17 protein-coding genes and 1 pseudogene are annotated in these 25,557 nt (G+C 73.3%); 12 read left to right on the top strand and 6 right to left on the bottom strand.

Annotation, left to right across the window (positions count from 1 at the left end; all coding sequences use genetic code 11):
• Positions 1 to 1,458 (top strand): ATP-binding protein, encoded by a 1,458-nt coding sequence (locus tag ACIQMJ_RS22735; protein WP_499762998.1) that lies wholly within the window; start codon positions 1 to 3, stop codon positions 1,456 to 1,458.
• Here the strand turns inward: ACIQMJ_RS22735 and ACIQMJ_RS22730 are convergent.
• Both ACIQMJ_RS22730 and ACIQMJ_RS22725 read right to left on the bottom strand, forming a co-directional pair.
• Positions 1,417 to 2,616: a putative glycoside hydrolase gene (locus ACIQMJ_RS22730; RefSeq protein WP_499762997.1), complete on the bottom strand. Its 1,200-nt coding sequence runs from the start codon at positions 2,614 to 2,616 to the stop codon at positions 1,417 to 1,419. The two genes, ACIQMJ_RS22735 and ACIQMJ_RS22730, sit on opposite strands and share 42 nt — an antisense overlap.
• Before the next feature lie 306 nt (positions 2,617 to 2,922).
• Positions 2,923 to 3,084: a hypothetical protein gene (locus ACIQMJ_RS22725; RefSeq protein ID WP_499762996.1), complete on the bottom strand. Its 162-nt coding sequence runs from the start codon at positions 3,082 to 3,084 to the stop codon at positions 2,923 to 2,925.
• 187 nt (positions 3,085 to 3,271) lie between these two features.
• On the opposite strand from ACIQMJ_RS22725, the gene ACIQMJ_RS22720 reads away from it, so the two are divergent.
• From ACIQMJ_RS22720 to ACIQMJ_RS22690, 7 genes and pseudogenes are all read left to right on the top strand, one after another.
• Entirely contained in the window at positions 3,272 to 4,153 is an 882-nt protein-coding gene (locus tag ACIQMJ_RS22720; RefSeq protein WP_499762995.1) for a DUF4132 domain-containing protein, read from the top strand.
• On the top strand, positions 4,150 to 8,961 hold the full coding sequence (locus ACIQMJ_RS22715) for a hypothetical protein (protein WP_499763078.1): 4,812 nt from the start codon (positions 4,150 to 4,152) through the stop codon (positions 8,959 to 8,961). The genes ACIQMJ_RS22720 and ACIQMJ_RS22715 overlap by 4 nt, the downstream gene beginning before the upstream one ends.
• Positions 8,958 to 10,103 (top strand): ATP-binding protein, encoded by a 1,146-nt coding sequence (locus tag ACIQMJ_RS22710; protein WP_499762994.1) that lies wholly within the window; start codon positions 8,958 to 8,960, stop codon positions 10,101 to 10,103. Before ACIQMJ_RS22715 ends, ACIQMJ_RS22710 begins: the two co-directional genes overlap by 4 nt.
• The gene (locus ACIQMJ_RS22705) at positions 10,084 to 13,689 is read left to right on the top strand and encodes a DUF5682 family protein (protein WP_499762993.1); all 3,606 of its coding nucleotides are present in this window, start codon (positions 10,084 to 10,086) and stop codon (positions 13,687 to 13,689) included. The genes ACIQMJ_RS22710 and ACIQMJ_RS22705 overlap by 20 nt, the downstream gene beginning before the upstream one ends.
• On the top strand, positions 13,686 to 15,440 hold the full coding sequence (locus ACIQMJ_RS22700) for a hypothetical protein (RefSeq protein ID WP_499762992.1): 1,755 nt from the start codon (positions 13,686 to 13,688) through the stop codon (positions 15,438 to 15,440). Before ACIQMJ_RS22705 ends, ACIQMJ_RS22700 begins: the two co-directional genes overlap by 4 nt.
• A 213-nt stretch (positions 15,441 to 15,653) precedes the next feature.
• A pseudogene (locus ACIQMJ_RS22695) lies at positions 15,654 to 16,038 on the top strand (nuclear transport factor 2 family protein); the annotation flags it as partial.
• A 174-nt stretch (positions 16,039 to 16,212) separates the two neighbouring features.
• Positions 16,213 to 16,683, top strand: a complete 471-nt coding sequence (locus ACIQMJ_RS22690; RefSeq protein WP_499762991.1) for an AAC(3) family N-acetyltransferase — start codon at positions 16,213 to 16,215, stop codon at positions 16,681 to 16,683.
• Here the strand turns inward: ACIQMJ_RS22690 and ACIQMJ_RS22685 are convergent.
• From ACIQMJ_RS22685 to trpB, 3 genes are read right to left on the bottom strand one after another with little or no spacing between them, the layout of a single operon-like run.
• Positions 16,631 to 17,401, bottom strand: coding sequence for a GntR family transcriptional regulator (locus ACIQMJ_RS22685; protein ID WP_499762990.1), 771 nt, complete (start codon positions 17,399 to 17,401; stop codon positions 16,631 to 16,633). The two genes, ACIQMJ_RS22690 and ACIQMJ_RS22685, sit on opposite strands and share 53 nt — an antisense overlap.
• A gap of 18 nt (positions 17,402 to 17,419) precedes the next feature.
• Positions 17,420 to 18,217, bottom strand: coding sequence for a tryptophan synthase subunit alpha (trpA, locus tag ACIQMJ_RS22680; RefSeq protein WP_499762989.1), 798 nt, complete (start codon positions 18,215 to 18,217; stop codon positions 17,420 to 17,422).
• Complete coding sequence (gene trpB, locus ACIQMJ_RS22675) at positions 18,214 to 19,413, bottom strand: tryptophan synthase subunit beta (protein WP_499762988.1); 1,200 nt, start codon at positions 19,411 to 19,413, stop codon at positions 18,214 to 18,216. Before trpB ends, trpA begins: the two co-directional genes overlap by 4 nt.
• Positions 19,414 to 19,766: 353 nt before the next feature.
• Here trpB and ACIQMJ_RS22670 point away from each other — a divergent pair, with 353 nt between their 5' ends.
• The 4 genes from ACIQMJ_RS22670 to ACIQMJ_RS22655 all read left to right on the top strand — a co-directional run bounded on the left by ACIQMJ_RS22670 (position 19,767) and on the right by ACIQMJ_RS22655 (position 24,915).
• A complete protein-coding gene (locus ACIQMJ_RS22670; protein WP_499762987.1) occupies positions 19,767 to 20,309 on the top strand; it encodes a hypothetical protein in 543 nt (180 codons plus the stop codon).
• Positions 20,310 to 20,561: 252 nt separating this feature from the next.
• Complete coding sequence (locus tag ACIQMJ_RS22665; protein WP_499762986.1) at positions 20,562 to 22,526, top strand: NACHT domain-containing protein; 1,965 nt, start codon at positions 20,562 to 20,564, stop codon at positions 22,524 to 22,526.
• A 194-nt stretch (positions 22,527 to 22,720) separates the two neighbouring features.
• A complete protein-coding gene (locus ACIQMJ_RS22660) occupies positions 22,721 to 23,236 on the top strand; it encodes a GNAT family N-acetyltransferase (protein WP_499762985.1) in 516 nt (171 codons plus the stop codon).
• 236 nt (positions 23,237 to 23,472) lie between these two features.
• Positions 23,473 to 24,915, top strand: a complete 1,443-nt coding sequence (locus ACIQMJ_RS22655) for a flavin monoamine oxidase family protein (RefSeq protein WP_499762984.1) — start codon at positions 23,473 to 23,475, stop codon at positions 24,913 to 24,915.
• Positions 24,916 to 24,918: 3 nt separating this feature from the next.
• On the opposite strand, the gene ACIQMJ_RS22650 is transcribed toward ACIQMJ_RS22655, so the two are convergent.
• Positions 24,919 to 25,548, bottom strand: coding sequence for a CG0192-related protein (locus tag ACIQMJ_RS22650; RefSeq protein ID WP_499762983.1), 630 nt, complete (start codon positions 25,546 to 25,548; stop codon positions 24,919 to 24,921).
• Positions 25,549 to 25,557: the final 9 nt, after the last annotated feature.

Genomic DNA, 25,557 nt, shown 5'->3' with positions numbered 1-25,557 from the left:
GTGGAGAACCTGACGGTCGACGACCTGCGCGGGCTGTTCCTGTTCGAGCACCTGTCGGAGGAGCAGCTGGCGTGGCTGGTCGCGCACGGCCAGGTGGAGACGCACGCGGCGGGCACGCAGGTGCTGCGCGAGGGACAGCCCGCGACCTGCTTCTTCGTGCTGCTGGACGGCACGGTCGCGCTCAGCCGCGTCATCGGCGGGCAGAGGGTGGAGACCAACCGCACCGACCACCGCGGCGCGTACTTCGGCGCCACCCAGGCTTACCTGGGCGCCGACGCGGAGGCCACGACCGCCTACCAGATGACCGCCGACGCGGTGACCGACGTGCGGCTGTACCAACTGCCCGCGCACGACTTCGGCGCGATGTTCCGCTCGTGGTTCCCGATGGCCATCCACCTGCTGGAGGGCCTGTTCTTCGGCATGCGCAACACCGAGCGGATCGTCAGCCAGCGGGAACGGCTGCTCGCGCTGGGCTCGCTGTCGGCCGGGCTGACCCACGAGCTGAACAACCCGGCCGCCGCCGCGGTGCGGGCCACCGGCGCGTTGCGGGAGCGGGTGGCCGGGATGCGGCACAAGCTCGCCCTGCTGGCGAGCGGGTCGATCGACCCGGCCACGCTGCCGGTGCTGGTGAAGCTCCAGGAGAGCGCGGTCGAGCAGGTGGCCAAGGCGCCGAAGCTCGGCCCGATGGAGACCGCCGACCTGGAGGACGAGGTCGCCGACTGGCTCGACGCGCACGGCGTGGCGGGCGGCTGGGACCTCGCGCCGGTGCTGGTCGCGGGCGGGCTGGACGTCGAGTGGCTCGACCGGGCGGCGGCGCTGTGCCCGCAGACCGCCACCGAGGCCGCTGTGCGCTGGCTGGCGTACACGGTCGAGACCGAGACGTTGATGAACGAGATCGAGGACGCCACCACCAGGGTGTCCACGCTGGTCGGGGCGGCCAAGCAGTACTCGCAGGTCGACCGGGCGCCGTTCCAGGTGGTCGACGTGCACGAACTGCTCGACTCCACGCTGGTGATGCTGGGCGGCAAGCTGGGCGACGGCGTGCGCGTGGTCAAGGACTACGACCGGTCGCTGCCGCCGCTGCCCGCCTACCCGGCCGAGCTCAACCAGGTGTGGACGAACCTGGTGGACAACGCGGTGGCCGCCATGGACGGCCGCGGCACGTTGACCGTGCGCACGTCCCGGGTCGGCGAGGACCTGGTGGTGGAGGTCGGCGACACCGGCACGGGCATCCCGCCCGAGGTGAAGCGGCGCATCTTCGAGCCGTTCTTCACCACCAAGGCGGTCGGCGAGGGCACCGGGCTCGGCCTGGACATCTCGTGGCGGATCGTGGTCGACCGCCACCACGGCGACATCCGGGTGGAATCCGAGCCCGGTGACACCCGCTTCCGGGTCCACCTGCCGCTGGCGCCGCCGTCAGCAGTGCTTGCGCAGGACGGCGCCGGAGGTGCCGGCTAGCGAGACCTCGGTGACCGACGTGCCGCGCTCGGTGACGTGCCCGCCGTCCAGCGGCACGGTGACGGACCTGCTGTCGGTGCGGTTGGCGTTGACCACGACCGTGCCGCACGCGAAGTCGCGGACGAACAGGTTCGTGCCCACCGACCGGTACGGTCCGGACGGCGCGCCCAGGTCCCAGTCGTACTCGGTGCGCCACGGCGTCGGGTCGCCGTAGCCGTCGGTCTGCTCGATGCTCGCGATGGCCGCCAGGTCGCCCGCCGCCATCAGGTAGCTGGCCAGCGCGTACCGGTACGCCCGGTCACCGCCCTCGCTGTGGTGCGGCTGCACGAGGGTGATCTTGCCCCGGGCCTCGTTGGCCGCGATCTCGGCGACCTGCTTGCTCCACCCGTCGGCGTACTCCGACAGCAGGTTGTCGTCGCCGAACGCCAGCCACCACTCGTCGAAGCCGCCGTCGAGGTACTCGGTGTAGGTGTTCCAGGCGTCGCCGTGCAGGCGGGCGTTGGACAGGTTCGCGACCGTCTTCAACCCGGACGCGAGGAACTCGTCGCGGGTGTTGGCCAACATCGACCGGTACGCGTCCTGCAAGGCGGCGTCGGTCGGGTACTTCGCCGGGCAGACGCCGGGGTGGTAGGCGTCGCACGGGAACAGCGCGTTGTCCATCCACACGCCGTCGAATCCGGTGGCGACGCTGCTCTTGATCACGTTCGCGGCCCAGGTGTCCTGGTAGGCCGGGTTGCCGACGTCCATCTGCCAGTGGCCGGGATAGCCGTCGTACTCCAGCCGGTTGCCGCCCTGGTCGAGCAGGAACCACTCCGGGTGGTCGCGCTCGGCGGCGCAGTAGCCGACGCCGGCGGGCAGGTCCGCGTCGTCGACGCCGTCGCGGCACGCGTACGAGCGGGTGGACGACAGGTCCTTGTAGACGAAGACCCGCACGGCGGGGTTCGCCGCCTTGAGCTTGCCGAGCAGGTCGCCCTGCCAGGCGTTGAGCACGATGTAGGAGCGTCGGCGGGCTTCGGTGGCCAGCATCTCGTCGCTCACCGGCGTGTCGCTCATGTGCAGCCAGAACGACTTCACCCGCCCACCTCCTCCCGGGTCCTCGCCGGTGCTCGCCGTGCCCGAGGGCGCGAGCAGGGCCGCCGCGGCGGCGACGGCGGCCAAGGTCGACAGCAGTATGCGGCCTCGGCCGCTTCGGGTGGGCCGGTGGCGGCCGCGTTCATTCCGATGGGGGGACATGCCGGACTCCCGGTTTTACGGCAGGCGGCACCCACTGGGGATCACGACGGCACTGTCGCGCACAACGGGGAGAAAGGGGCGCGCCCGCCCTGGATTCGGTCGCGATGATCGCCTACCGGTCAGTAGGCGAATGCGCGACCGCAGTAAAACCGCTGGTCTCCGGGCAGGTCAAGTAACGTGCGCCACATTACGCACGAAATCGTTCGTCTCTATTGGTCGCGTCTATTCCGGTCAACCGGCGAGAAGATCATGGCGACTTCGCGCGCGAGGTCGTGGCGATCGGCGGCGCACCTCGGCGCAGCCGATGATCGCCACGCCCGCCAGCAGCGGAAGAACCATGGCCCCCTCGACCGCCAGCGCGCACGTGAGTGCGATCCACAGCAGCAGTCTCATGGGGGAAGGCTAGGGAGACGCCGGTCACATCCGCACCTGATTTGGGCAAGACTTGAGGTAGAGGCAGGCGTCGGGCGGCGCGCCGCTGGTCACGGCGAGGCGACGAACCCGCCGATGCTGATCGTTTTGTCGGACCCCCTCGCTAACCTCCGCGCCACACCGTCGTGAACGACCCGCAGGAGGAACAGTGAGCTGGCTCGATGTCCGATCTCAATCCGGGCACGCTCCGGGGTACCAGGTGCGGCTCGGGGAGAACGGGCGCGTGCAGTGCCGCAACGGCAAGGGCAAGCTCCTCTCCTCGGTGCCCGCGTCGCTGAAGGACGACCCGGGCGTCGTCCAGTTGCGCCAGCTCGCCGAGTGGCTGACCAGGCACCGGGCCGAGTGCCTGGCCGCCGTGGACGGCTGGATGGTGCGCTCGCTGCCGGTGCCCGCGGCGCTGGTCGCCGAGGTCTGGGCGGACGCCGCGTGGGCCGAGGCGCTGCGCGACCTCGTCGTCACCGCCGACGACGGCACGGGCGCGGAGACGGGGTTCCTGCGCGACGCCGACCCGGAGCGCGGGCTGGGCGTGGTCACCCTCGACGGCGACACCCGGCGGCTCAAGCCCGAGGTGGTGTCCATCCCGCACCCGGTGCTGCTGGAGGACCTGGAGGAGCTGCGCGAGTTCGGCGCGGAGCTCGGCGTCGAGCAGAAGGTGCAGCAGCTGTTCCGGCAGACCCACACCCGGCCCGCCGGGCTCGCGGGCAAGACCTCGGTCGACGACTTCGCGGGCGGCAGGTTCGAGCAGCTCACCCACGCGCTCAGCCGCTGCCGCACGCTCGGCTACCCGGTGCGCGGCGGTGACGCGGTCTACTCCGCGTTCGAGGACGGCCGGGTCGTGGAGGCGCGGTACTGGCTCGGCTCGGACTACCCCGAGAGCGAGACCTGGACCGGGGACCTGAGGTGGGCGCTGGCGGACGGAACCGCCGTGCCGCTCGCCGACGTCGGACCGGTCGCGTGGTCCGAGGGGATGCGCATGGCGGCGGCGATCCACGCCGGTCGCGTCGTCGAGGAAGCGGTGGTGGCCCCGTGAACGCCCTGAGTCCGAAAGCCCTGATCGCCGCGGGCGCGGTGCTGCCCGGCACCGCCGAAGCGGGCGACGACCGGGACACCGTCACCGCCCGCCACTACGCCCACCCCGGGCTGGACGGCCGCGTCGTGGTGCGGCTGGTGCCCGCCGTGCTCGGCCGCGCCGAAGACCTGACCTGCGAGTACCTCGGTTTCGAGGCGCCCTCCCGCGTCGCCGAGGTCGGCACCGGCAAGCGCAGCGCGATGGGCTTCCCCGCGTGGGCGCTGGTCCACGACCCGGCCAACGCCCACCACGCGCTCAACCTCGTCAAGGACGTCGAACGGCTCGCCCGCACCGCCAAGTCCAAGGCGGGGTCGGCCAAGGACGGCTTCACCCGGCTCGGCACCATGCTCGGCCGGTCCGCGCCGCACTTCCTGCCCACGTTCTACGAGCAGGCCGGGCGGATCTTCCTGGAGCACGGCAACACCACCTACGCGGCGAGCATGTTCGGCAAGGCCCGCGAGGCGGAGGAGGTGCACGACCTGGCGGTCGACCCGGAACGCACCCGCGAGGTGTTCCTGGAGTTCGCGTTCGCCGGGGCGCTGACCGCCAAGGCGCTGTCCGCGCACGCCAAGGGCCTGGCCCGCAAGCACGACCCGGACGCGGCCTACGACCTGTTCTTCACCCTGTGCGTGGAGCGCACGCGGGGCGGCCTGCCGCCCTACACCGGGATGCCGGAGGACCTGCGGCGGCTGGCCAAGGCCGCCAAGCGCGACCTCGCGGCCGAGGACCGGCGGCTGCTGCGCGCGATCCTGGACAGCTCCTCGATCAGCCGCGCGAGCGGCGCGTTCTGGAAGTCCTACCGCGCCTCGCTGGTGGCGCTGGCCACCGAGGACGCGCAGGTGCGCGGCCGGCTGCTGTCGTTCGTGCCCGACTCCGAGTCCGTGCTGGACACGTGGCTGGAGATCCTGACCGACTGCGGCGCCACGCGTGCCCTGATCGGGCCGGACGAGGTCGAGGCGAACCCGGCGGAGTGGCTGTCGTCGGTCATGGCGGTGCGCGCGTCGGGGTGGCGCGGCACGGCCCGCTCGGTGCGGCTGCTGGAGCTGGTCGAGGCGATGGCGGGCCGGCTCGTCGCCGACGCCGTGCCGGTGCGCGCGCTGCGCTACTGGCGTCAGGGCGACCTGGACGTGCTGGACCTGATGGTGGCGCGGGACGTCCCCATCGCGGACGCCGACCGGGACCAGCAGCTCGACGTCGGCGGCTGGCTGGCCGACGACGCGCCGGGCCGGCGCGCCCTCGCCGCGCTGGCCGCGTCCGACCGGTTCGGCCGCGCGCTCGGCGAGGGCGTCGTCGCGCACGCCCGCTCCCACACGCGATCGGGCACGGTCGCCCTGGACGTGCTGTCGTCGGTGATGGCGGTGCCGGGGCTGCGCGCCGCGCTGGGCTCGTGGATCGGCTCGCACGTCGGGCGCGTGGCGGTCACCGGCCTGCCGGACCTGTCCGACCACCTCGACAGGCTGGGCGTGCTGCGGGTGCCCGAGGCGTACGCGGACGTGCCCGAGGCGGCCGAGTCGCTGGCCGGCACCGACGTCGCCGCCGCGCTGCACACGACGCTGCGCGCGGGTCTGCTCGACGAGCTCGGGTGGCCCGCCCTCGAGGAAGCCCTCGAACGCCTGGCGGACGCGGGCACGCCCAAGGACAACGGCGTGGCGGTGTGCGGCGAGGGCTGGCCCGCGCTCGTGCTGCGGCGCGGCGAGACGTTCGTGGTGGTCGGCCCGGACGGGGTGCTCGCCGAGCACGTCTCCCGCATCCCGGCCGACGCGCGGCACCGCTGGGGCTTCGCGCCGAGCGCGTCGTGGTTCGACGGCGTCCTGCTGGTGCGCTGGCAGGGACCGGACGGCGAGCTGGCGTACTGGAGCGACGCGCCGGACCGGGTCTTCGCGATCGGCGAGAGCGGGCGCAGCTACTACCGGAACAACACGCCGACGGCCTCGATCGCGCTGGCGGACGGCGGTCGGACCGCCGGCGGGCGGGTCGTGCACCGCGGCGACACGGTCGTGCCGGAATCCGGTGAGGTGCACGGTGACGGCACCACGGTGTGGACCGGCATGTGGCACGACCACGCGTGGCGCTGGTTCGAGGTCGACCCGGCCACCGGTCAGCGCGGCCGGGCGAGCCTGCCCCGGTTCGTGGAGGACTTCGCCGCCGACGGCACGACCCTGGTCCTCGGCAGCTGCGACCTCAGGCCCGTGGCGGCCGGGACGGCGAGCAGCCCGCTCGGCGCGGCGGACGGCCTGCACGGCTGGCGGGTGCGCCGGGAGGCGGACGGCTCGCACGTCGGCGAGGGCGTCGACGGCCGCCGTGCGCGGCTGGCCGGCTGCCCGACCGGTGTGCTGCGGCTGCCCGGTGGCGCGGAGGTCACGCTCACCGGCGGGCGCGAGTCGATGGTGCTGCACGACCCGGACGGCACCAGGTTGGCCTTCGTGTCGTCCGCGGCCCAGCACCCGTTGTACGCGACGGCCACGCCGTTCGTGCCGCCGCTGGACTGGTGGCACCTCCTGCGGCCGCGGGACGAGGCCGGTTCGAAGGCGTTGCGCGGCGTGACGCGGGAAGCGGTGGAGCGGATGCTCGCCGCCGCCCGCGCGGAGGCCCGGGACAAGCGCACCGTGCGGGAGCGGCTCAAGGCGCTGGTGAGCGGTGAGCGCGGCGGCCTCGCGGGCGTCGTCACCGCCGTCCTGCCCGGCCTCACCCATCCCGCCCTGCTTTCCGGCGTGGTGGACGTCGTCCGGCGCGCCGCCGAGCTGGAGCGCTCCTTCCGGGGCTACGCCGACATCGCCGCGGCGGCCCGCGAGGTCGACCCGGTCCTCGCGCCGGTCGGCCCGGAGGTCACCGAGGACGAGGTCAACGCCGCGCTGAACTGGTTCGGCGGCTACCGTTCCTACAACTCGCGCGGCCCGGTGCCCACCGCGCTGCCCGCACTGCTGGCCGCGCTCACCGAGGCGGTCCTGCGGCCCGAGGGCCGGTCCCTGCCCATGTCGAACGCTCCCCGCTGGTTCGACGTGCTGCCGCACCTGCCCGCCCTGGCCCACCGCGCCGCGTCCCCGCTCACCCCGGACGACCAGCGGGCCGCGCTGGCGCTCGTGCTGCGGGCGATCGCGGACAGCGGCCTGGCCGATGCCGCCGGGCACTGGCGCACCGTCGCCGTGACCGTCCCCAAGGGACAGGCGAGCCCGAAGGACTTGGTCACCCCGGTCGGCGACGGGTTCATCGCCCTGTTCGAGACGATGTGGCGGCACGACCCGGGCAGCCGGTTCGACGGCCTGCAGTTCAGCCGCACGCCCGGTGCCTTCCAGCTGCCGAAGGACTGGACGCTCGACTCGGCGCAGGAGGTGCGCACGTCGTTCGGGCCGCAGCGGGTGGCCCGCTTCCTGGAGCTGCTCGCCGAGCGCGGGCCCGCGCCGTGGTTCCCCGAGGCGGTGTCCGCGCTGGTGGAGCTCACCGGCCTGGGCACGGCCGAGGCGACGTTGCTGCTGGCCGGCATGCCCGGCGTGAACCGGCGGGACGCGAACTTCCTGGCCACCGCCGACCGGCAGCTGCTCGGCCTGTCCGCGGCCGGCGCGAAGGCTGCCAGGGAGCGGTTCCGCCGGTTGAACGACTGGTACCGGCTCGCGCTGGTCGCCGCCGCCGTGCCCGACGACCCGGCCGAGCTGTGGACGACCGGCCCGGACGTGGCGGCGGTCGCGCGGGTGTGGGTCGCCGAGCACGGCCACCGGGTCGCCCTGCCCGACGACGTGCTGGTGGACGCGGCGAAGCTGCTGCCCCTGCACAACGCGGGCGAGTACGTGACCGGCGTGGTCAACCCGGACTCCACGCCGTGGCTCGCCGTCGACGCCGACCTGACGTTCACCGGCTCGACCTTGACGGCCCGCAACCGGGACGGGTTCGACCGCGCGGCGCTGTGGGCCGTGCCGGAGGCGTTGCTGTGGCTGGCGCACCGGCTCCCGGCCGGCTCGCCGCTGCGCGCCCGGCTGCCGGAGGCGTTGGAGATGGCGCGGCAGCGGGTCGCGCACCCCGGCTTCGCGGTGGACCTGGGCCGGTGGATCGCGGCGGACAAGCTCGCCGCGCTGCTCGGTGTCGACCTGCCCGAGGACGACGGGCTCTACCAGTACGGCGAGTGGCTGGAGCTGACCCGGGCGGGTGACTCGCACTACCGGCTCGTGATCCGGCCCGGCCTGGTGGGACCGGCCGACCGGGATCTGCTGGAGGCCGTCACGGCGTTGAGCGGCCGGCAGGACGTGCTGCGGATGCTGGACCGGCTGGCCGACGACCGCCTGACCGCCGTGTGCTCGGTCCCGGCCCCCGAGGGCGTCGACCCGGCCGCCTACCACCAGGACCCGACCGTGTCCGTGCCCGAGCTGGTGGCGCAGGTCGCGACCCGGTTCGACCTGACCGAGGACGCCGCCGCGCTGTACCTGCAACTGCTGGCGCTGCCCGACCCCACGGACGCGAACGTGACCCGGTGGACCGGGTGGAAGCCCGCCCGGCTGCGCCAGGCCCGCGCCGCGCTCGCCGAGACCGACCTGGTGCTCACCGCGAAGCGGGCCCGTGCCGGACGGTCGCTGTTCCTGCCCGGCGGCTGGTTGGCGCTGGCCGCGCCGCACCTGCCGCTGGAGTCGTGGAAGGCCCCGATGTTCGACCACAGCGCCGACCACTCCGGCGTGATCGTGCCGCGGGAACCCGTGGCCGACCTGTTCGCCCGCGCCTGGCAACGGGTGCTCGACGGCGACGCCCCCGCCTACGAAGAGCTCAAGACCGGAGGACGCAGGTGACCGCACCCAGGCAGGTCGAACCGGCCGAGGACGCCCACCGCGAGGAGTTGGCGTTCCTGGCCGCCTACGACAGCGGCCCCCGCCCGCCGGGGTGGCGGCTCACGCCGCGCGCCGTGGTCACGTTCGTGATGGGCAGCGGCGAGCCGTTGGCGCTGCCCAAGGGCGTCTCGGTGGACGGCGTGCCGTCCCGGTTGGCGATCAGCCCCAAGTTCGTCGGCGAGCGGGCCCTGGTCGAGCGGGCCGTGGTGACGCTGGCCGGTGAACGCGGGCTGCTGCTGGTCGGCGAACCCGGCACGGCCAAGTCGATGCTGTCCGAACTGCTGGCCGCCGCCGTGTCCGGCAGCAGCCAGCTCGTCGTGCAGGGCACCGCGGGCACCACCGAGGACCAGTTGCGCTACGGCTGGAACTACGCGCTGCTGCTGGCCGAAGGCCCGAGCCCGCGCGCGCTCGTGCCGTCGCCGGTGCTCACCGCGATGCGCGGCGGCGGCGTGGTGCGGGTCGAGGAGGTCACCCGCTGCCTGCCCGAGGTGCAGGACGCGCTGGTCTCCATCCTGTCCGACCGGCGCATCGCGGTGCCCGAGCTGTCCGGTACGGACGGCGCGACCGTGCACGCCGCGCCCGGCTTCACCGTGATCGCCACGGCGAACCTGCGCGACCGGGGCGTGTCGGAGATGTCGGCGGCGTTGAAGCGGCGGTTCAACTTCGAGAACGTCGGGCCGATCGGCGACCTGGCCGCCGAGACGGAGCTTGTGCGGCGGCAGGCCGTCGCCGCGCTGGACCGGGTCAGCGCGCCGTTCGCGGTGGACGACGTGGTGCTGGAGGTGCTGGTCACGGCGTTCCGCGACCTGCGCAACGGCGTGTCGGAGGAGGGCTGGGCGGTCGAGCGGCCGTCCACGGTCATGAGCACGGCGGAGGCCGTGTCGGTCGCCACCTCGCTCGGGTTGGCGGGCGCGTACTTCCCCGGCGACCGCGACCCCCTGTCGCTGCTGCCCGGCCACCTGCTCGGCGTGGTCCGCAAGGACGACCCGAGCGACGCGGCCCGGCTGCTCGGCTACTGGGACGGCGCGGTGCGTCGGCGGGCCGAGTCCGGCGCGCGCACCTGGCGACGGCTGTGGGAACTCCGTGACGTCCTCGATGCGTGAGCTGGCCGACCACCGGCACCCGTACCTGATCGGGGTCCGGCACCACTCGCCGGCGCTCGCGGCCGTGGTGCCGGCCCTGCTGGACGCGTTCGCGCCCGAGGTGCTGCTGGTGGAGCTGCCGCAGGAGCTGGGGGAGTGGCTGCCGTTCCTCGCCGATCCCGACCTGGTCGCGCCGGTCGCGCTGTCCGGCGCCTCGCCTGGCGGTGAGCTGGCGTTCTACCCGTTCGCGGACTTCTCGCCGGAGCTGGCCGCGATCCGCTGGGCGCGCCGCAACGGCGTGGAGGTCCGGCCGTGCGACCTGCCGTTGGCGATGCGCGGCGAGGGGCACCGGGCGGGGGAGCGGGGCGCGTCGCCGTTGACCGACGCGTTGCGCGCCGCGACGACCGGCCGGGACGGCGACGACCTGTGGGACCGGCTGGTCGAGGCCGCCGCGCCCGGCCAGACGCCGGAAGCGGTGCGGCGGGCGGCGTTGCTGGTCGGCTGGGCGTTCCGGCAGGACGCCGTCGTCGACCCGTACGACCTGCGCCGGGAGGCGTGGATGCGGCGGGCCGTGCGGGACGTGGACGGGCGGCGGTGTGCGGCGGTCGTGGGCTCGTTCCACGCGGCGGCGCTGCTGGACGGGCCGGTGGAGTCCGCGGAACCCGGGCCCGCCGACATCGCCACGTCGTTGGTGCCGTACGGGTTCGCGCTGCTGGACGAGCGGTCCGGCTACCCGGCCGGCATCCGCGACCCCGAGTGGCAGCAGGCCGTGCTGGAGGCGGCGGGCGACCCGGGCGCGGTGGAGGCCGCCGCCGCCGCGCTGATCGTGCGGATCTGCGCGCGGGTGCGGGAACTGGGCCACCCGGCCGGTCCCGGCGAGGCGCGGGAGGCGTTGCGGCTGGCGGTCGACCTGGCCCGGCTGCGCGGCCTGCCCGCACCCGGTCGCAGCGAGCTGGTGGAGGCGGTGCAGACCGTGCTGACCCACGCCGAGCCGTTGGGCCGCGGCCGGGTGGTGGCGCGGGCCGCCGGTGACGTGCTGGTCGGGCGGCGGACCGGGGTGCTCGCGCCCGGCACGCCCCGGTCCGGTCTCGCGCCCGCGGTGGAGTCGCTGGTCGCCGCGCTGCGGTTGCCGGGCCCGGACTCGCGGGAGCCGGTGTCGCTGCGGCTGGACCCGTTGCGGTCGGAGCTGGACGCGCGGCGCGAGGTGGCGCTGCGGCGGCTGACCGTGCTGGGCGTGACCTACGCCGAGGAGACCGCGACCACGGGTGTCGGCGGCGGTGAGGCGCTCACCACCCGGTGGACGGTGGCGTGGACACCGGCGACGGCGGCCACGTTGCCGGTGGCGGGGATGTGGGGCGCGACGCTGGAGCTGGCCGCGTTCGGCCGGCTGCGCGCGCGTCGCGGTGAGCGCGAGCAGACGCCCGGTGCGGTGTTGCGGGACCTGGTGGACGCGTCGCTGTGCGGGTTGCCCGCGATGGTGGACGTGCTGCTGGGCGACGCGGCGACCGTGCTGCCGTCGTCGGCCACGCTGCGGGAGCTGCTGGCCGCGCTCGACCTGCTCGACCGGTTGCGCGCCGGCCACGTGCCCGGGACGCCCGGTGACGTGCTCGACGGGCACCCGCTGCTGGCCCGGGAGCTGGAGACGGCGGCCGTGGCGCAGCTCGACGGGCTCGCCGGGTCCGACGACGTGGCCGACGCGCGGGCGCTGGTGGAACTGGGGATGCGGCCGGAGGTGCACGGGTTGCGGCTCTCCGCGTGCCTGCGGTCGCTGGCCGACTCGGGCGCGCCGCTGATCGCCGGTGCGGCCGGTGCGGCCCGGGTGCTGCTCGGGTTGACGCCGGCCGCGGTGCTGGGTGAGCGCGTGGCGTCCTGGGTGGACGGTGCGACGACACCCGAGGGGCGCGGCGTGCTGCGGCGCGGGTTGACCGGCGTGCTGGCGGCGGCCGGGCCGTTGCTGGAGACGCCGGAAGCCCTGACGCCGTTGCTGGACCGGGTGGAAGGGCTGGGGGACCGGGACTTCCTGGACCGGTTGCCCGCGTTGCGGGGCGCGTTCACGTCGGTGGGGCCGGCGGCTCGGGCCAGGGTGCTGGCGGTGGTGGAGGAACGCACGGGCGAACGGGTGGACGCGGTGGGCGCGCCGGACCCGGAGCTGCTGGCGGGCTGGCTGGACGCCGAACACTCCGCGGTGGCAGTGCTGCGGGCCCATGGCCTGCAGTCCCCGCGCGGTGAACGGGCTGTGGCGCCGGGCCGGGCCGGGTTGTCGGTCGCGGTGGCCGGTGGTGGTCCTGCACCGGTCGGGACGGATGGCCGGGGCCGGGTGTCGGTCGCGGCGGCCGGCGGTGCGGTGTCGGCGGGTGTCGCAGGGCCGGTGTCGGCGGGTGTCGCGGGGTCGGTGTCGGCCGGTGTCGGTGAGGTGGCCGAGGGGCACGAGGTGTTCGCCGGGGCGGCCGGCATGTCGTCGGCGCCCGGTGGGCAGGGCGCGTCCGGCGTGGACGGGTTGTCCGATGCCGGTGCGTTGACCGCGGGGGTCCGGTGGCGGCTCGTGCTCGGCGCCAACGGGGAACGCCCGGCGGGGGCCGGGCGGTTCGCGGCGGCGTTGGACGAGTTGTACGGGCGTGACGGGGGTGAAGGCGCGGCGCGGGGCGATCTCGGGGCCGATCGGTCCTCCCCGTTCCCCGACGTGCGCGAGTGGTCGGAAGAGCTGCGCGACCTGTTCGGCGAGGGCGTCCGCGAGGAAGTCCTGGCCGCGGCGGCGGAAGGTGGGCGGTGGGAGGCGGCGCTGGAGATCGACCCCGGGTCGGTCCGGCCGTCGGTGGACCTGCTGCGCAACGTGCTGTCGTTGGCGGGCGGGCTGTCGGAGTCGACGCTGACGCGGCTGCGGCCGTTGGTGGCGCGGCTCGTGCGTGAGCTGACCGAGCAGTTGGCCAACCGGGTGAAGCCCGCGTTGACCGGCATCCAGCTCCCGCGGCCGACCCGGCGGCCCGGTGGCCGGTTGGACCTGCCGCGCACGCTGCGGGCCAACCTCGCCACCGCCCGCCGTGACGCCGACGGCCGGGTGGTGGTCGTGCCGGAACGCCCGGTCTTCCGCACCCGCGGGCGCAAGGCGAACGACTGGCGGCTGGTGCTGGTGGTGGACGTGTCGGGCTCGATGGAGGCGTCCACGGTGTGGTCGGCGCTGACCGCGTCGGTGTTCGCGGGCGTGTCCGCGCTGTCCACGCACTTCCTCGCGTTCTCCACCGAAGTGGTGGACCTGACCGACCGGGTGGCCGACCCGTTGTCGTTGCTGCTGGAGGTCCGGGTGGGTGGCGGCACCCACATCGCGGGAGCGTTGCGCCACGCCCGTTCCCTCGTGACCGTGCCGGAGAGGACGATGGTGGTGCTGGTCAGCGATTTCGAGGAGGGCGGTCCGGTCGGGCCGCTCGTCGCGCAGGTGCGCGAGCTGGTCACGTCCGGCGTGACGGTGCTCGGCTGCGCGAGCCTCGACGACCGCGGCGTCGCCCGCTACTCCACGTCGGTAGCGGGCGCGCTGGTCGCGGCGGGCATGCCCGTCGCCGCGCTGAGCCCGCAGGAGCTGGCCCGCTGGGTGGGGGAGAAGGTGCGCGGATGAGCGTGCCACCGGTGTTCCCCGCGGTGGTGGGCGACGTGCTCGACGCCCTGCCGCCCCGGCTGCGCAAGCGGGTCGACGCGTCGCTCGGACGCGTGGCCGAGTGGACCGTGACGGTGGACGCCGACACGGCCGGCGCCACCCTCGACGCCGAGACCACACTCACCTGGACGTTGCGCCAAGGCGCGCTGACGGCGGCCGACGACCTGGTGTGCAGTTGCCTGCTCGCGCCGAAGTGCCTGCACCGGGGCATCGCGGTGGCCGCGGCGGAGGTCGCGGACGGTGTGCCGGAGACGGTCCCGGACGAGCCGGTTCCCGACGCCGCCCCGGTGGTCGACGCGGTGGCCGACGCGGTGGACGAGACGCCGTCCGAGGCAGAACGCGCGGCGGCGGGCGTGCTCTGGCAGGCGTGCGCGACGGTGCTGCGGGCCGGTGCCACCGGCAGCGGGGCGGTGGTGCGGGCCGAGCTGCTGCGCGCCGTGCACACCGCGCGGGTCGCGGGCCTGCACCGGGCCGCCGCGAACGGCCTGCGCATCGCCGCCACCCTGGCCGCCGCACGGGCGGGCGATCCGTCGTTCGACCGGGAGGTGCTGACCGCCGAACTGGTCGAGCTGATGCTGCTGTGCCACGACCTGCGCACGTCCACCGGCCCGGTGGCCGAGCTGCGCGGCACCGCCCGCCGCGAGTACCGCCCCATCGGCTCGCTGCGCCTGTACGGCCTGTGCACCGAAGTGGTGGTCGCCGCGTCGGGCTACGCCGGCGTCGTCACGCACCTCGTGGACGACAGCGGCGTGCTGTGGACCGTGCCCGCGATCATGCCCGGCGGCGCGGAACGGGTCGCCGCCGCCGCGAGCGGGCCGGTGGCGATCGGCGAGTCCGGCCTGAGCCAGCGCGCACTGGGCCGCGGCGGTCTGCTGCTGTCCGGCGGCACGGCGTCACCGGACCACCGGCTCGGCGCGGGCAAGGCCGTCCGCGCGGTGGCCGCGTCCGCCGCGCCGTGGCACGAGGCGCCGTTGGCGGGGCTGTGGGCGCAACCGCTGCCCGACCAGGTCGCACGCGCTTTCCACGCGCGCACCAGACCCGACTCGCACCGCCCGGCCGGCGCGGACCTGCTGTTCGTGACGGGGACCGTGCTCGGCGCGGCGGGCGACGCGGTGCGGTTGGCCGTCGGCGAGGGCCACCTGGACCTGGTCGGCGAACGCGACCGGGCGCGGGAGAACCTGCGGGTTCTCTCGAACGCACCCGGCCTGCGGCTGCGCGCCGTGGCACGTCTGCTGCCCGACCGTCCCGGCACCGCCGTCGCCCTGGCCGTCGAGGGCGACCTGGCGCTGCCCGACGAGCTGCGCCACCACGTCGACCTCGGCTTGGACCAGTTCCAGCGCTCGCACGTCGCCGGGGACGGCACGCGGGAGCTGCCGCCGCGGCCCGACCCGGTCGACCGGGTCCCGCGCCCGGTCCGCCCGCTGGAGAACGTGGTGCACCGCATCGCGCTCGGTGGACGGGCCGTCGCCGCCGTCGCCTCCGCCGAACGGGAGGTAGCCGCCCTGACGCGCAACGGCCTCACCACCACCGCGGGTCTGCTGGCCGACCTGGCGGACGCCTCGCGCGACCGCGGCCGTGACGCGTTCGGCCGGGTCGTCCGCGACGAGGGCGACGACTTCCCGCTCGCGTGGCTGCGCGCCGGCCTGCACGTCCGCGAGTTCACCCGCGCCGCCGCCCGCCGCGCGTGGCTGGCCGCGGTCGAGCAGGGATGACCTCGTCGACGTGGTCCCCACCGGTTGTCACAAACCGGTGGGGACCGGCGTCTGGTGGTGACGCAGTGGAGGCTGAGAGGACCACCATGACCTCCACCCGGACCGCGCGCGGGCACGGTGGGCCGGCGCAGGGAGTCCTACGTCGCCGGACGTGGCACCGACAGCGTCTCGATGACGATGCTGCTGGCGCTGAAGACGTTGACGTCGGCCGCGGTGTCCGCGACGGCCACCCGTGATGCGATCCGGGCGTTCCAGCGGGCGGTCGACACGGGCGACCTGCGAGGTCTGCTGGACGTCCTCGCGCCGGACGTGGTTTTCCGGGGTAACGGCGGCGGTGTCGTCCACGCGGTGCCGCGGCCGGTCGTGGGCGCGGACGAGGTGGCCCGCGTGCTCGCCGCCGGGCTGGCGAAGCTCGCCACCGGGTCGGTCGAACCGGCCCACGTCAACGGCCACCCGGCGCTGCTCCTCCTGTTCGACGGCCAGATCGACAGCGTGCTGGCGGTGCGCGTGGACGACGGCCTGGTCACCGGGCGTCTACGCCGTCCGCAACCCGGCGAAGCTCGGGCACCTGGACCGCGAGACGCCGCTCGGCCGCTGAATCCCGTGGCGTGGGCGCGGTGGTCGTTCCTACCTTGCGGCGATGTCGAAGTCCCGCCGTTCCCGTGTGCACGCGGGAGTCGATCAACGCCGAACTCGGCCTGGGGCCCGGCGAGACCGTGCTGGTGCACTCGTCGCCGAGCTCACTCGGCCGGGTCTGTGGCGGCACCTGCCCGTGCCCGAGTCGTGGTGGGCGGAGATCGACGCCACCGTACGATTCGCGCACGCCGCGGGCGTGATCGCCGGGGAGCGTGCCGACCTGGGCGGGCGCAGGCCGCAGCGCCCACCCACAGACGTCGTTCGCCGCCTGAAGGCGATGGGCGCACGCGTCCCGCTTCCGGGCGCGGGCTTCGACTGCCGCACCGCGCTTCCCGTGGCCGGGTACCGGATTCCGGCGCCGCAGGCCGACAACTCTTCCGCTGCCACCACCTCGGCGGGCCTGCGGTGGGAGGCCGTCCGCGACGTCGCCCTGCACGACGACGACTTCGCGGAGGTGGGCGCGGCCTTCGCGTGGGGATGTGCGGTCGCCCGCGGGCGGGTGGGCTCGGCCGACATCCGGTCGTCCGGGGTGGCGCAGGCCGCCGCGAGCGCCGTCAGCGGTGCTCGTAGCCGATGTTCGTCCCGGTCACGGCGCGTTCCGCGGTGATCACGGTGTCGCCGACGAGCAACGCGCGGTCGTCCACCAGCGGGCTGCCGTCCTCGCCCCGGCTGAGCCGGATGCTCAGCAGGGCCGGGGAGCCCGGTTCACGCTTCAGCGCGCGAGCCTGGTCCGCGGTCAGCGCCACGGCCCGGATCGTCTCGCTCGCCTCGCGCACCGGCCGTCCCATGTCCTCCAGCAGCCGGTACAGCGACCGGCCGCGCAGGTCGTCCGCGCTGATCCGCGACCCGATAACCTCCGGCAGGTAGGACGTCTGCAACAGCAGCGGAACCGACCGGGTGCTGCGCAGCCTCTCGACCGCCAGCGCCCGGCCTCCCGCGCCGACGCCCAACCGAGCGGCCACGTCCTCCGGCGGCCGGACGACCCGCGCGTCCAGCACTTCGGTCTCCAGCTCGATGCCCTGGTCCACCAGGTCCTGCGACAGGCTCCGCAACCCGGTGAGGCCGTAGGCGAACGAGGGCTGCCGCACGAACGTGCCGACACCGTGCCGGGTCTCCAGCAGCCCGTCGGCCTCCAACGCCTGGATCGCCTGCCGCACCGTCATCAACGAGACGTCGAACTCCTCGACCAGCTCGCGCTGCGCGGGCAGCGGCGTGTCCGCCGGGTAGCGGCCGGTCACGATCCGGTCGGCGAGCACCCGGTAGATCGCCAGGTACTTGGGCACGCGCGACTCGTACTCGCGGCCCGTGCGCCGCCCGTCGTTCACCGGTGGACCCTCCGAGCGTCAGCCCCCGACCGGGGAGTGCTGAAGGGAGGATAGCGCCCGGCGGAACGTGGCCACCTCCTCCACGACCTCCGGGACGGGCGCGCCGTCGACCAGCATCCGCATCAGCACCGAGCCGATCACGACCCCGTCGGCGTCCGTGCACGCCTGCACCGCGTGCTCCACCGTGGAGATGCCGAAACCGGTCACCACGGGCAGCTCGGTCACGCGCTTCACCCGGCGCGCGGTCTCGCGGGCCGTCACCGCGAGGTCGGCCCGTTCACCGGTGATCCGCATGGAACTCATGCAGTACACGAACCCGGACGACGCCCGTGCGATCTCACGGCACCGGTCGTCGCCGCACGCGGGCGCGACCAGCAGCACGGCGTCCACCCCGGCCTCCGCCGCGCGGGCCCGGTACTCCGCCGACTCCTCCAGGGGCAGGTCCGGCACGATCACGCCCCGCACGCCCACCGACGCCAGGTGGTCGACGAACCCGCCGACACCGCGTTCCGGCGCCAACGTCATCGCCACGTTCGCGTAGGTCATGACGATCAGCGGCACGTCCAGGTCGAGCCCGGCCAGCTCGTCCAGCAGGGGTCTCGGCCGGCCGCCCCGACCGGCGGACAGCGCGGCGGCCCGCTGCACGGTCGGCCCGTCCAGCATCGGGTCGGAGAAAGGCAGGCCGATCTCGATCGCGTCCGCCCCCGCCTCGGCCGCGCCCCGGACCAGGTCGAGCCAGTCCGGCACGACGCCCGCCATCACGTACGGGATCAACAGCCGACGCCCGTCGGCCCGCAAGCCCAACCCCACGCTCATGCCAGGTGCTCCCTGATCTGCTGGATGTCCTTGTCACCGCGGCCGGACAACGTGACGAGCACCGTCGACCCGGCCGCCAGCTCACCGGTCGCGGCGGCGTCGACCACCCACGCCAGCGCGTGCGCCGACTCGAGCGCGGGCAGGATGCCCTCGGTGCGGGTGACCAGCTTCAACGCCCGCAGCGCCTGGTCGTCGGTCACGCTGGTGTACCGCACGCGCCCGGTCTCGGCGAGGTGCACGTGCTCCGGCCCCACACCCGGGTAGTCGAGCCCGGCGGAGATCGAGTGCGCTTCGAGCACCTGGCTGTCGTCGTCCTGGAGGAAGTGGGACATGAAGCCGTGCAGCACGCCGGGCTTGCCCTTGTCGACCGCCGCGCCGCCGGCCGCCTCCACGCCGACCAGCCGTGCCGGCGTGTCCACGAACCCGGCGAACGTCCCCGCCGCGTTCGACCCGCCGCCCACGCAGGCCACCACCACGTCCGGCGGTTCGGCGCACTGGGCGCGGGCCTCGTCACCGATGACCCGCTGGAACTCCCGCACCATCCACGGGTACGGGTGCGGGCCCATCGTGGAGCCGATGCAGTAGTGCGCGTGGTCGGTCTCGTTCACCCACGCGCGCAGCGCGCCGTTGGTGGCTTCCTTCAACGTGCCGACCCCGTTGGCCGACGTCACCGGCACCACCTCCGCGCCGAGCAGCTCCATCCGGAAGACGTTCACCGCCTGCCGCCGCACGTCGGTGTGTCCCATGTAGACGGTGCAGGCCAGTCCGAGCAGCGCGGCCGCGGTCGCCGTCGCCACGCCGTGCTGCCCGGCCCCGGTCTCCGCGATCAGCTTGCGCTTGCCCATGCGCCGGGCCAGCAATGCCTGCCCCAGCACGTTGTTGATCTTGTGCGACCCGGTGTGCGCGAGGTCTTCCCGCTTCAACAACACCCGCACGCCCAACCGCTCCGAGAGCCGCGCGCACTCCGTCAACGGCGTGGGCCGTCCGACGTAGGTCGCCAGCAGCCGCCGGTACTCCGCCGTGAACGCGGCATCGGCCCACGCCTCGCGGAACGCCACCTCCACCGCCCGCGCCGCGGGTATCAGCGCTTCCGGCAGGTAACGCCCACCGAACCTCCCGAACCGACCGGCCGCGTCGGGCTCGCGCATCACGCCGGTAACCTCGTCAGTGAACACTTCTAGAACTCTAGAACTCATCGGTCGCGGTGGCAAGCGGGTTGTCCGACGGAGGCGGGATGTCCGCGTCCCTGCGACCTGCTCGCACGGGAGGCTGGGCAAGTCGTTCCCGACCGCTGTCGCGCCGGCGCGCCGACGGCCCGCTGCCCGCACTTCGCCCTCGGGAGTTGCGACAGGTCGCATCTACCGCGAACCGCGACTGCATTACCCGCGGGGCCGAATCTTCGACCGATGACAGGGCCATAACGTTGTTCGGTGCGGACCTCGTCCGGCTGCGGGGGTGCGTAACGACGCTCTTCGGTGTGCGATAGAACAATACCGACGCCGCCGAATCCGCATTTGTGCGGAAACCGTGTCGGGAAAGGAGAACCGCCATGCTCCGAATCGTCTCCGTCCTCGCCGCGGTCCTGACGACTGTCGCGTCCGCCCTGCTCGCCACGTCCGGCACGGCCGCCGCCGCGGGTCCGGACATCACGTGCACCCCGCCCAGCAGCGCGAGCCTGCTGTTCGACCCGCCCGCGACCAACTACCCGCAGGACATGACGCTCACGGTGTCCCGGCAGTACGGTCCGTGCGTCTCGACCACCCGACCGGACATCACCTCGGGCCACTCGGCCGCCACCGGCACCTCCTCGGGCAAGACCTGCCTGAGCCTGCTCGGCGCGAACGCGCTCACCATCCCCATCACCTGGAACACCGGTGAGACGTCCGTCCTGTCCGGCAACAACGTGTCGAGCCTGAGTGGTGTCACCCTCACCGTCGTCACAACCGGCACGGTTACCTCGGGCGTATTCGCCGGAGCGACCTTCGTGCACACCATCGTCTACCCGAGCACGAACATCCTGTTGTGCAACCTGGGCCTGGGCACCTTGTCCGGTCTGTACGGCCAGGTTGTCCTGGAGATCATCACCCCGTAGTCGGAAGCCCGCCGTTCGACGGTAACGGCCACCCGGCGGTGCGCCATGATGGGCTGATCCTGTCGATGATCGCCCATTCGACTCGGGGCGCCACAGGGATCCATCGGCTAGTGTCGCCTCGACCACTGATCGTCACTTGTGACAGGGACAACAGCAGTGACGCATGAAGGTGAACACCGTGGGGAACCGGGGACGGCTTCGACGTCTCCCGGGGTTCGCAACGAGTTTCACGGCGTTGCTGACTTCGTGGTGATGGCGCGTGACATCAGTGGTGGGATCAGCTACTCGCCGACCTTCGCCACGGCCGCAGCGGACCCCCTTGATGTGGCCGGCCAGGAACTCACCCGAATGGTGGGCGCCCAATGGAGGTCGGAAATCGGCTTGCGGGGGCTGTTCACCATGAATCCGTTGGCGATCCGCTGGACCACGGACGACAGCGGGCTCTCGGACCACGCACAGCTCGTCGGTGGCCATGTCGACGGCGAGCGGGGTGACCTGAAGTCGTTGACCGATTCGTTCCTGCACTTGCCGCACCGCAGGCTCGTCCTGCTGGGCGGGCCAGGGTCCGGGAAGACCACACTGGCCACATTGCTCCTGCTCGCGCTGCTCGAGCGATCCTCACCGGATGACCCGGTGCCGGTGCTGCTTCCCCTGGCCTCGTGGGATCCCGCCCAGCAGCACCTGAACACGTGGCTGGCCGCGAGGCTCGACGAGAACTACCCGCGCCTGCGTGATCACCAGTTCGGCAAACGTGCCGCCCAACGCCTGGTCGAGGCCCGGCGCGTGCTGCCCGTCCTCGACGGCCTCGACGAGATGCCGACACACCGCCGGGTACTGGCGCTGCAACACCTCAACAGCGCGTTGGCCGGAGGCTCTCCCGTCGTCCTCACCTGCCGCACCAGCGAGTACGAACTCACCGTGCGCGACGCCGGCGTGTTGCGGCATGCCACGGCGATCCACGCCAACCCCCTGGAGCCCGCGGAGGTGCGCCATCACTTGTCGATGACGATAACTCCGCAGTGGCAACCGCCATGGCAACCTGTGTTCGAAGCACTGGCGGAGGACCCCGACGCTCCGTTGGCGGTCGCGTTGCGATCACCGCTCATGATCAGTTTGCTTCTCTCCGTCTACGCCGGCCCGAACGCACAGCCCGGTCGGCTGCTCGACCCGGACCAGTTCCCGGATGCGACGGCGATCGAGGAGCACCTGCTCGACCGGCTCGTGCCGACGGCCTTCACCGGTGGCCCGCCACCGTCCGAGGTGCCCTGGCGTCACCGCCGGTGGGACAGCCGGAGCGCGCAGCGCTGGCTGCGGCAACTCGCGGTCGACCTCACCCGGCGCGGCGCGGCGGACGTGACGTGGTGGCAGTTGCATTGGCGTTCGCCGGCCTGGCTCAGAGCGCTGACCACCGGACTCATCTCGGGGATGTCGTGTTTCGTCTTCCTCGTGGTCCTGGCGCAGGCGGGGCTGTTCGGCCGCACTGACCAGTCCGGTCTGTTGGCGGTCGCCGGTCTCGCGGGCATCACCGCGGTGTTCGCCGGGTGGATCCTCTCCGGCGCGTCCGGCCCGTACGAACCCGGACGCCCTATGAGCGGCTCCGAGGAAATGTGGTGGTCCGCCGTTCGGTTCCACCTGCAGACCCCGGTCAGAGGTCTCGTCCGCTCCGCGCGCCTCATGATTCTCGCTTGGACGGGTTTCTGGGGAGTTCTCTGTGTTGTCGGACTCGCTTGGATGGCCTGGCGCCGGCTACACGGCAATCCCGTGCCCCGCCTGTCGGGCGATGTGACCATGGGCCAGGTGGTGGGGTCCGTGAGGTTCTTCGTGGCGTTTCCCGCGGCCCTCGGCGTACTGTTGTGGCTGCTCGCCTGGCTGGCGCGGCCGTTCAGCTCTGAGGATGCCGCGACCATGCGGAGTGGTCTGCGGATCGCGCGCCGGCAAGCGGTGGTGCTGTTACCGGTGTTCTGCCTGCCTGCCGTGGGGATGCTGTCGCCCGGCATGGCGGTGTGGGGCTTGTTCGTCGGCTATCTGGCGATCTTTCGCACGGCGTGGGGATGCTATTCGAGAAGTCGGCTCTGGTTGGCCGTGACGGGGCGACTGCCGTGGCGGCTCACGGCGTTCCTCGAGGACGCGCACCGACTCGGGGTGCTGCACCAGTTCGGGACTGTGTATCAATTCCGGAACTCGAAACTGCGCGACCGTCTCGCTTCGGCCCGGTGACGGGGGACGGCGGGTAGGGCGCGTGCGGCGGGAGCCCCGAGCGGCACCACTGCCGCGGCACGTTGGAGGGGCCTGATGACCTGGTCGATCAACCGGGACGGGTCGCGGAGCCGGATGTTCGGTGACAACGTGAGGGCGTCGCAGGGCAGCTGAACCCGGCCCGGCCTGAGGGCCGGCCGGGTTACCGTGCACGCGTGAAGATCCGCCGAGGGGGCCTGGACGACCTGGCCGCGATCGTGGCCATGCTGGACGGTGCGGTGGCGTGGTTGGACGCCTCCGGGCGCTCGGGGCAGTGGGGGAGCGAGCCGTTCTCCGACCAGCCCGGCCGGGTCGAGGGCATCGCGGAGAAGGTCCGCGAGGGCACGGCGTGGATCGCCGAGGTCGACGGCACGCAGGCGGGCGCGATGACGCTCGCGCCCCGGCCACCCCGGTACGTCGAACCGGCCGGCGAGCCGGAGGTGTACGTGACGCTGCTCGTCACGTCGCGGTCGCACGCGGGGCTGGGTGTCGGCAGCGCCCTGCTGGCGCACGCCCGCGAGGAGACCCGCCGGGCGAACGTCGAACTGCTCCGGGTCGACTGCTACGCGGGCTCGGACGGCGCGCTGGTCGACTACTACCGGCGCAACGGGTTCGAGCCGACCGAGCCGTTCACCGTCGGCTCGTGGCCGGGGCAGGTGTTGGCGCAGCGGGTCCGCACTTCGCCGGAGTAGCCACCCGACAGGTGGACGGGCCGCCACGTTCGGCCCTGCGCCGCCCACCCGGGAAACCGCCGTTCTGCGTTTTCCGACCCCGCGGCGACGCATTCGGCGACAATCCGCCTCACCCCATCAGGGCGTTGGCCGCCGGTTTCCGGCCGAGTACGGTTCGGTCTACCGAAGGTGGCCACCTCCGCTGTCAAGCAGTCCGCGGCGTGACCGCGGCTTTCGATCCGTGTGAGGTGGTCCCGATGACGTTGGACGTTCTCGACCTGCTCAAACAAGGTTTGCCGGACAGTTCCGCGCCGCGCCGGCGGGTCGTCGTGGTCGGCGCCGGAATGGCCGGGCTGACCTCGGCCATGCTGTTGAAGGAAGCGGGCCACGAGGTGACGATCCTCGAGGGCCAGAACCGGTTGGGCGGGCGCATCCTGACCCACCGCGATTTCGCGGGCGACATGTACGGCGAGTTCGGCGCGATGCGGTTCCCGCAGCAGCACCCGCTGGTGTCGTGGTTGATCGAGGAGAAGTTCAAGCTCGCCACCAAACCCTTTCCCATGTACGACGAAGACACGTTCGTGTACTTGCAGGGAAAGGGCGTGCGGCGGCGCGACTTCACCGCCGACCAGTTCTCGTTCGACCTGCTGGCCGACGAGAAGGACAAGGCGCCGCACGAGCTGCTGCGGCACACCGTGCAGCCGCTGATCGACATCATGGAGCAGGAGGACGAGGCGAAGGCGTGGCACCGGCTGCTCACCGACTACGACCGGTACACGCTGCTCGGCTACCTGAAGGAACGCGGCCTCAGCGACGGCGCGCTGTCCATGCTCGGGCCGCTGTTCAACCTGGAGGGCCGCTACCACTTCTCGCTGGTCGAGTGGTTCTCCCACTTCTACGAGGACGTGTTCGGCCACCTCGTCTACATCGTGGACGGCGCGGACTCGCTGCCGCGGGCGTTCGAGCCGACCCTGATGGACGACATCCGGTTCGGCGCGCTCGTGCACGGCATCGACCAGGACGACGCGGGCGTGCGGGTGCACTACCGCGCCGGTCGCCGCACGCAGACCGTCACGGCCGACGAGGTGATCGTGACGGTGCCGTTCGCGAGCCTGCGGCACATGGAGATCCAGGGCCTGGACCCGGACAAGTGGTACGCCATCCGCAACACCTACTACGGCCGGGCGCACAAGCTCTTCATGCAGTTCAGCGAGCGGTGGTGGGAGACCGCGTACGGCATCACGCACGGCCTCACCGTGACCGACCTGGCGATCCGCAACATCGTCTACCCGCCCGCCGGCCAGGACACCCGCTTCGGCAAGGGCGTGATGATCGCGTCTTACTGCTGGGAGCAGGACAGCATGCCGTACACGCCGCTGGCCGGCGAGGAGAGCGTGATGCAGGCGTTGGAGGACCTGGTCAAGATCCACCCGGAGGCGCGCGACACGTTCGAGTTCGGCGTCTACAAGGACTGGGCGCTGGACTGGTTCGCGTGCGGCATCGGCCCGCTGTTCCGGGCGTTCGAGATGAGCGAGACGTTCTACGAGGACGTGATCCGGCCGGTGAACCGGGTGTGGTTCGCCAACGACGCCTGCGACCGGCGGCACCGGCGGTGGGTGGAGGGCGCGCTGAAGGCGGCGGTGAAGAACGCCTACGCGATCCACGAGGGACTGCGCGACGAGATGCCCTGGAAGGACTGAACCTCAGCGCGGTGAGGCGGACGCCAGCGGCACCGGTGTCTCCTGGCCGGCCCACGTGCCGGTCAGGACGGCGCCGGTGAGCTCGGCGGCCGGGTCGAGCCGGCGCACCACGGTGAGCTCGGCGGTTTCCGCCACGATCAGCGTCCGCTCGCCCTCGGTCACCCGCTCGACCGCACCTGCGGCGGCGACGTCCGCGAGCCGGGTGCCGGTCACCGCGATGCCCATCGTGAGCTCGCGCCGCTGGAGCCGGCCGTCGACCTCCCAGAACTCCTCGACCTGCCCCTGGCCGGTGAGGACGGCCTCCGCGAGCACCGCCGCGTACACCGGGTCGCCGACCGCGTCGTAGACCCAGCGCTTGCCCAGCGTCGAGTGCTCGGAGGTGCCGATCAGCCACTCCTCGGCCCCGTCCAGCGGCGCGTCGCGGTAGGTCAGCGGCACCTGGTGGACCGGCCCGTCGCCGACCTGGACCAGCATCGTCTCGATCCCGACCGCGCCGGCCGGGTCGTCGAAGCGGTAGCCCGCCACCCGCCGCACCTCGCCGGACGGGCCGGTGTGCCAGTCGCGGCCGGGCAGCCAGCCGGCCAGCAGCTCGGCCTTCGTGGGGGTCAGCGTGGCTTTGTGGATCAGGGCCATGCGGTCATG

This window comes from Actinosynnema sp. NPDC091369 (genome assembly GCF_044757065.1).
Taxonomy (GTDB): domain Bacteria; phylum Actinomycetota; class Actinomycetes; order Mycobacteriales; family Pseudonocardiaceae; genus Actinosynnema.
The sequence above is the reverse complement of the archived record's forward strand: the minus strand, read 5'-3'. Positions and strand labels throughout refer to the sequence as shown.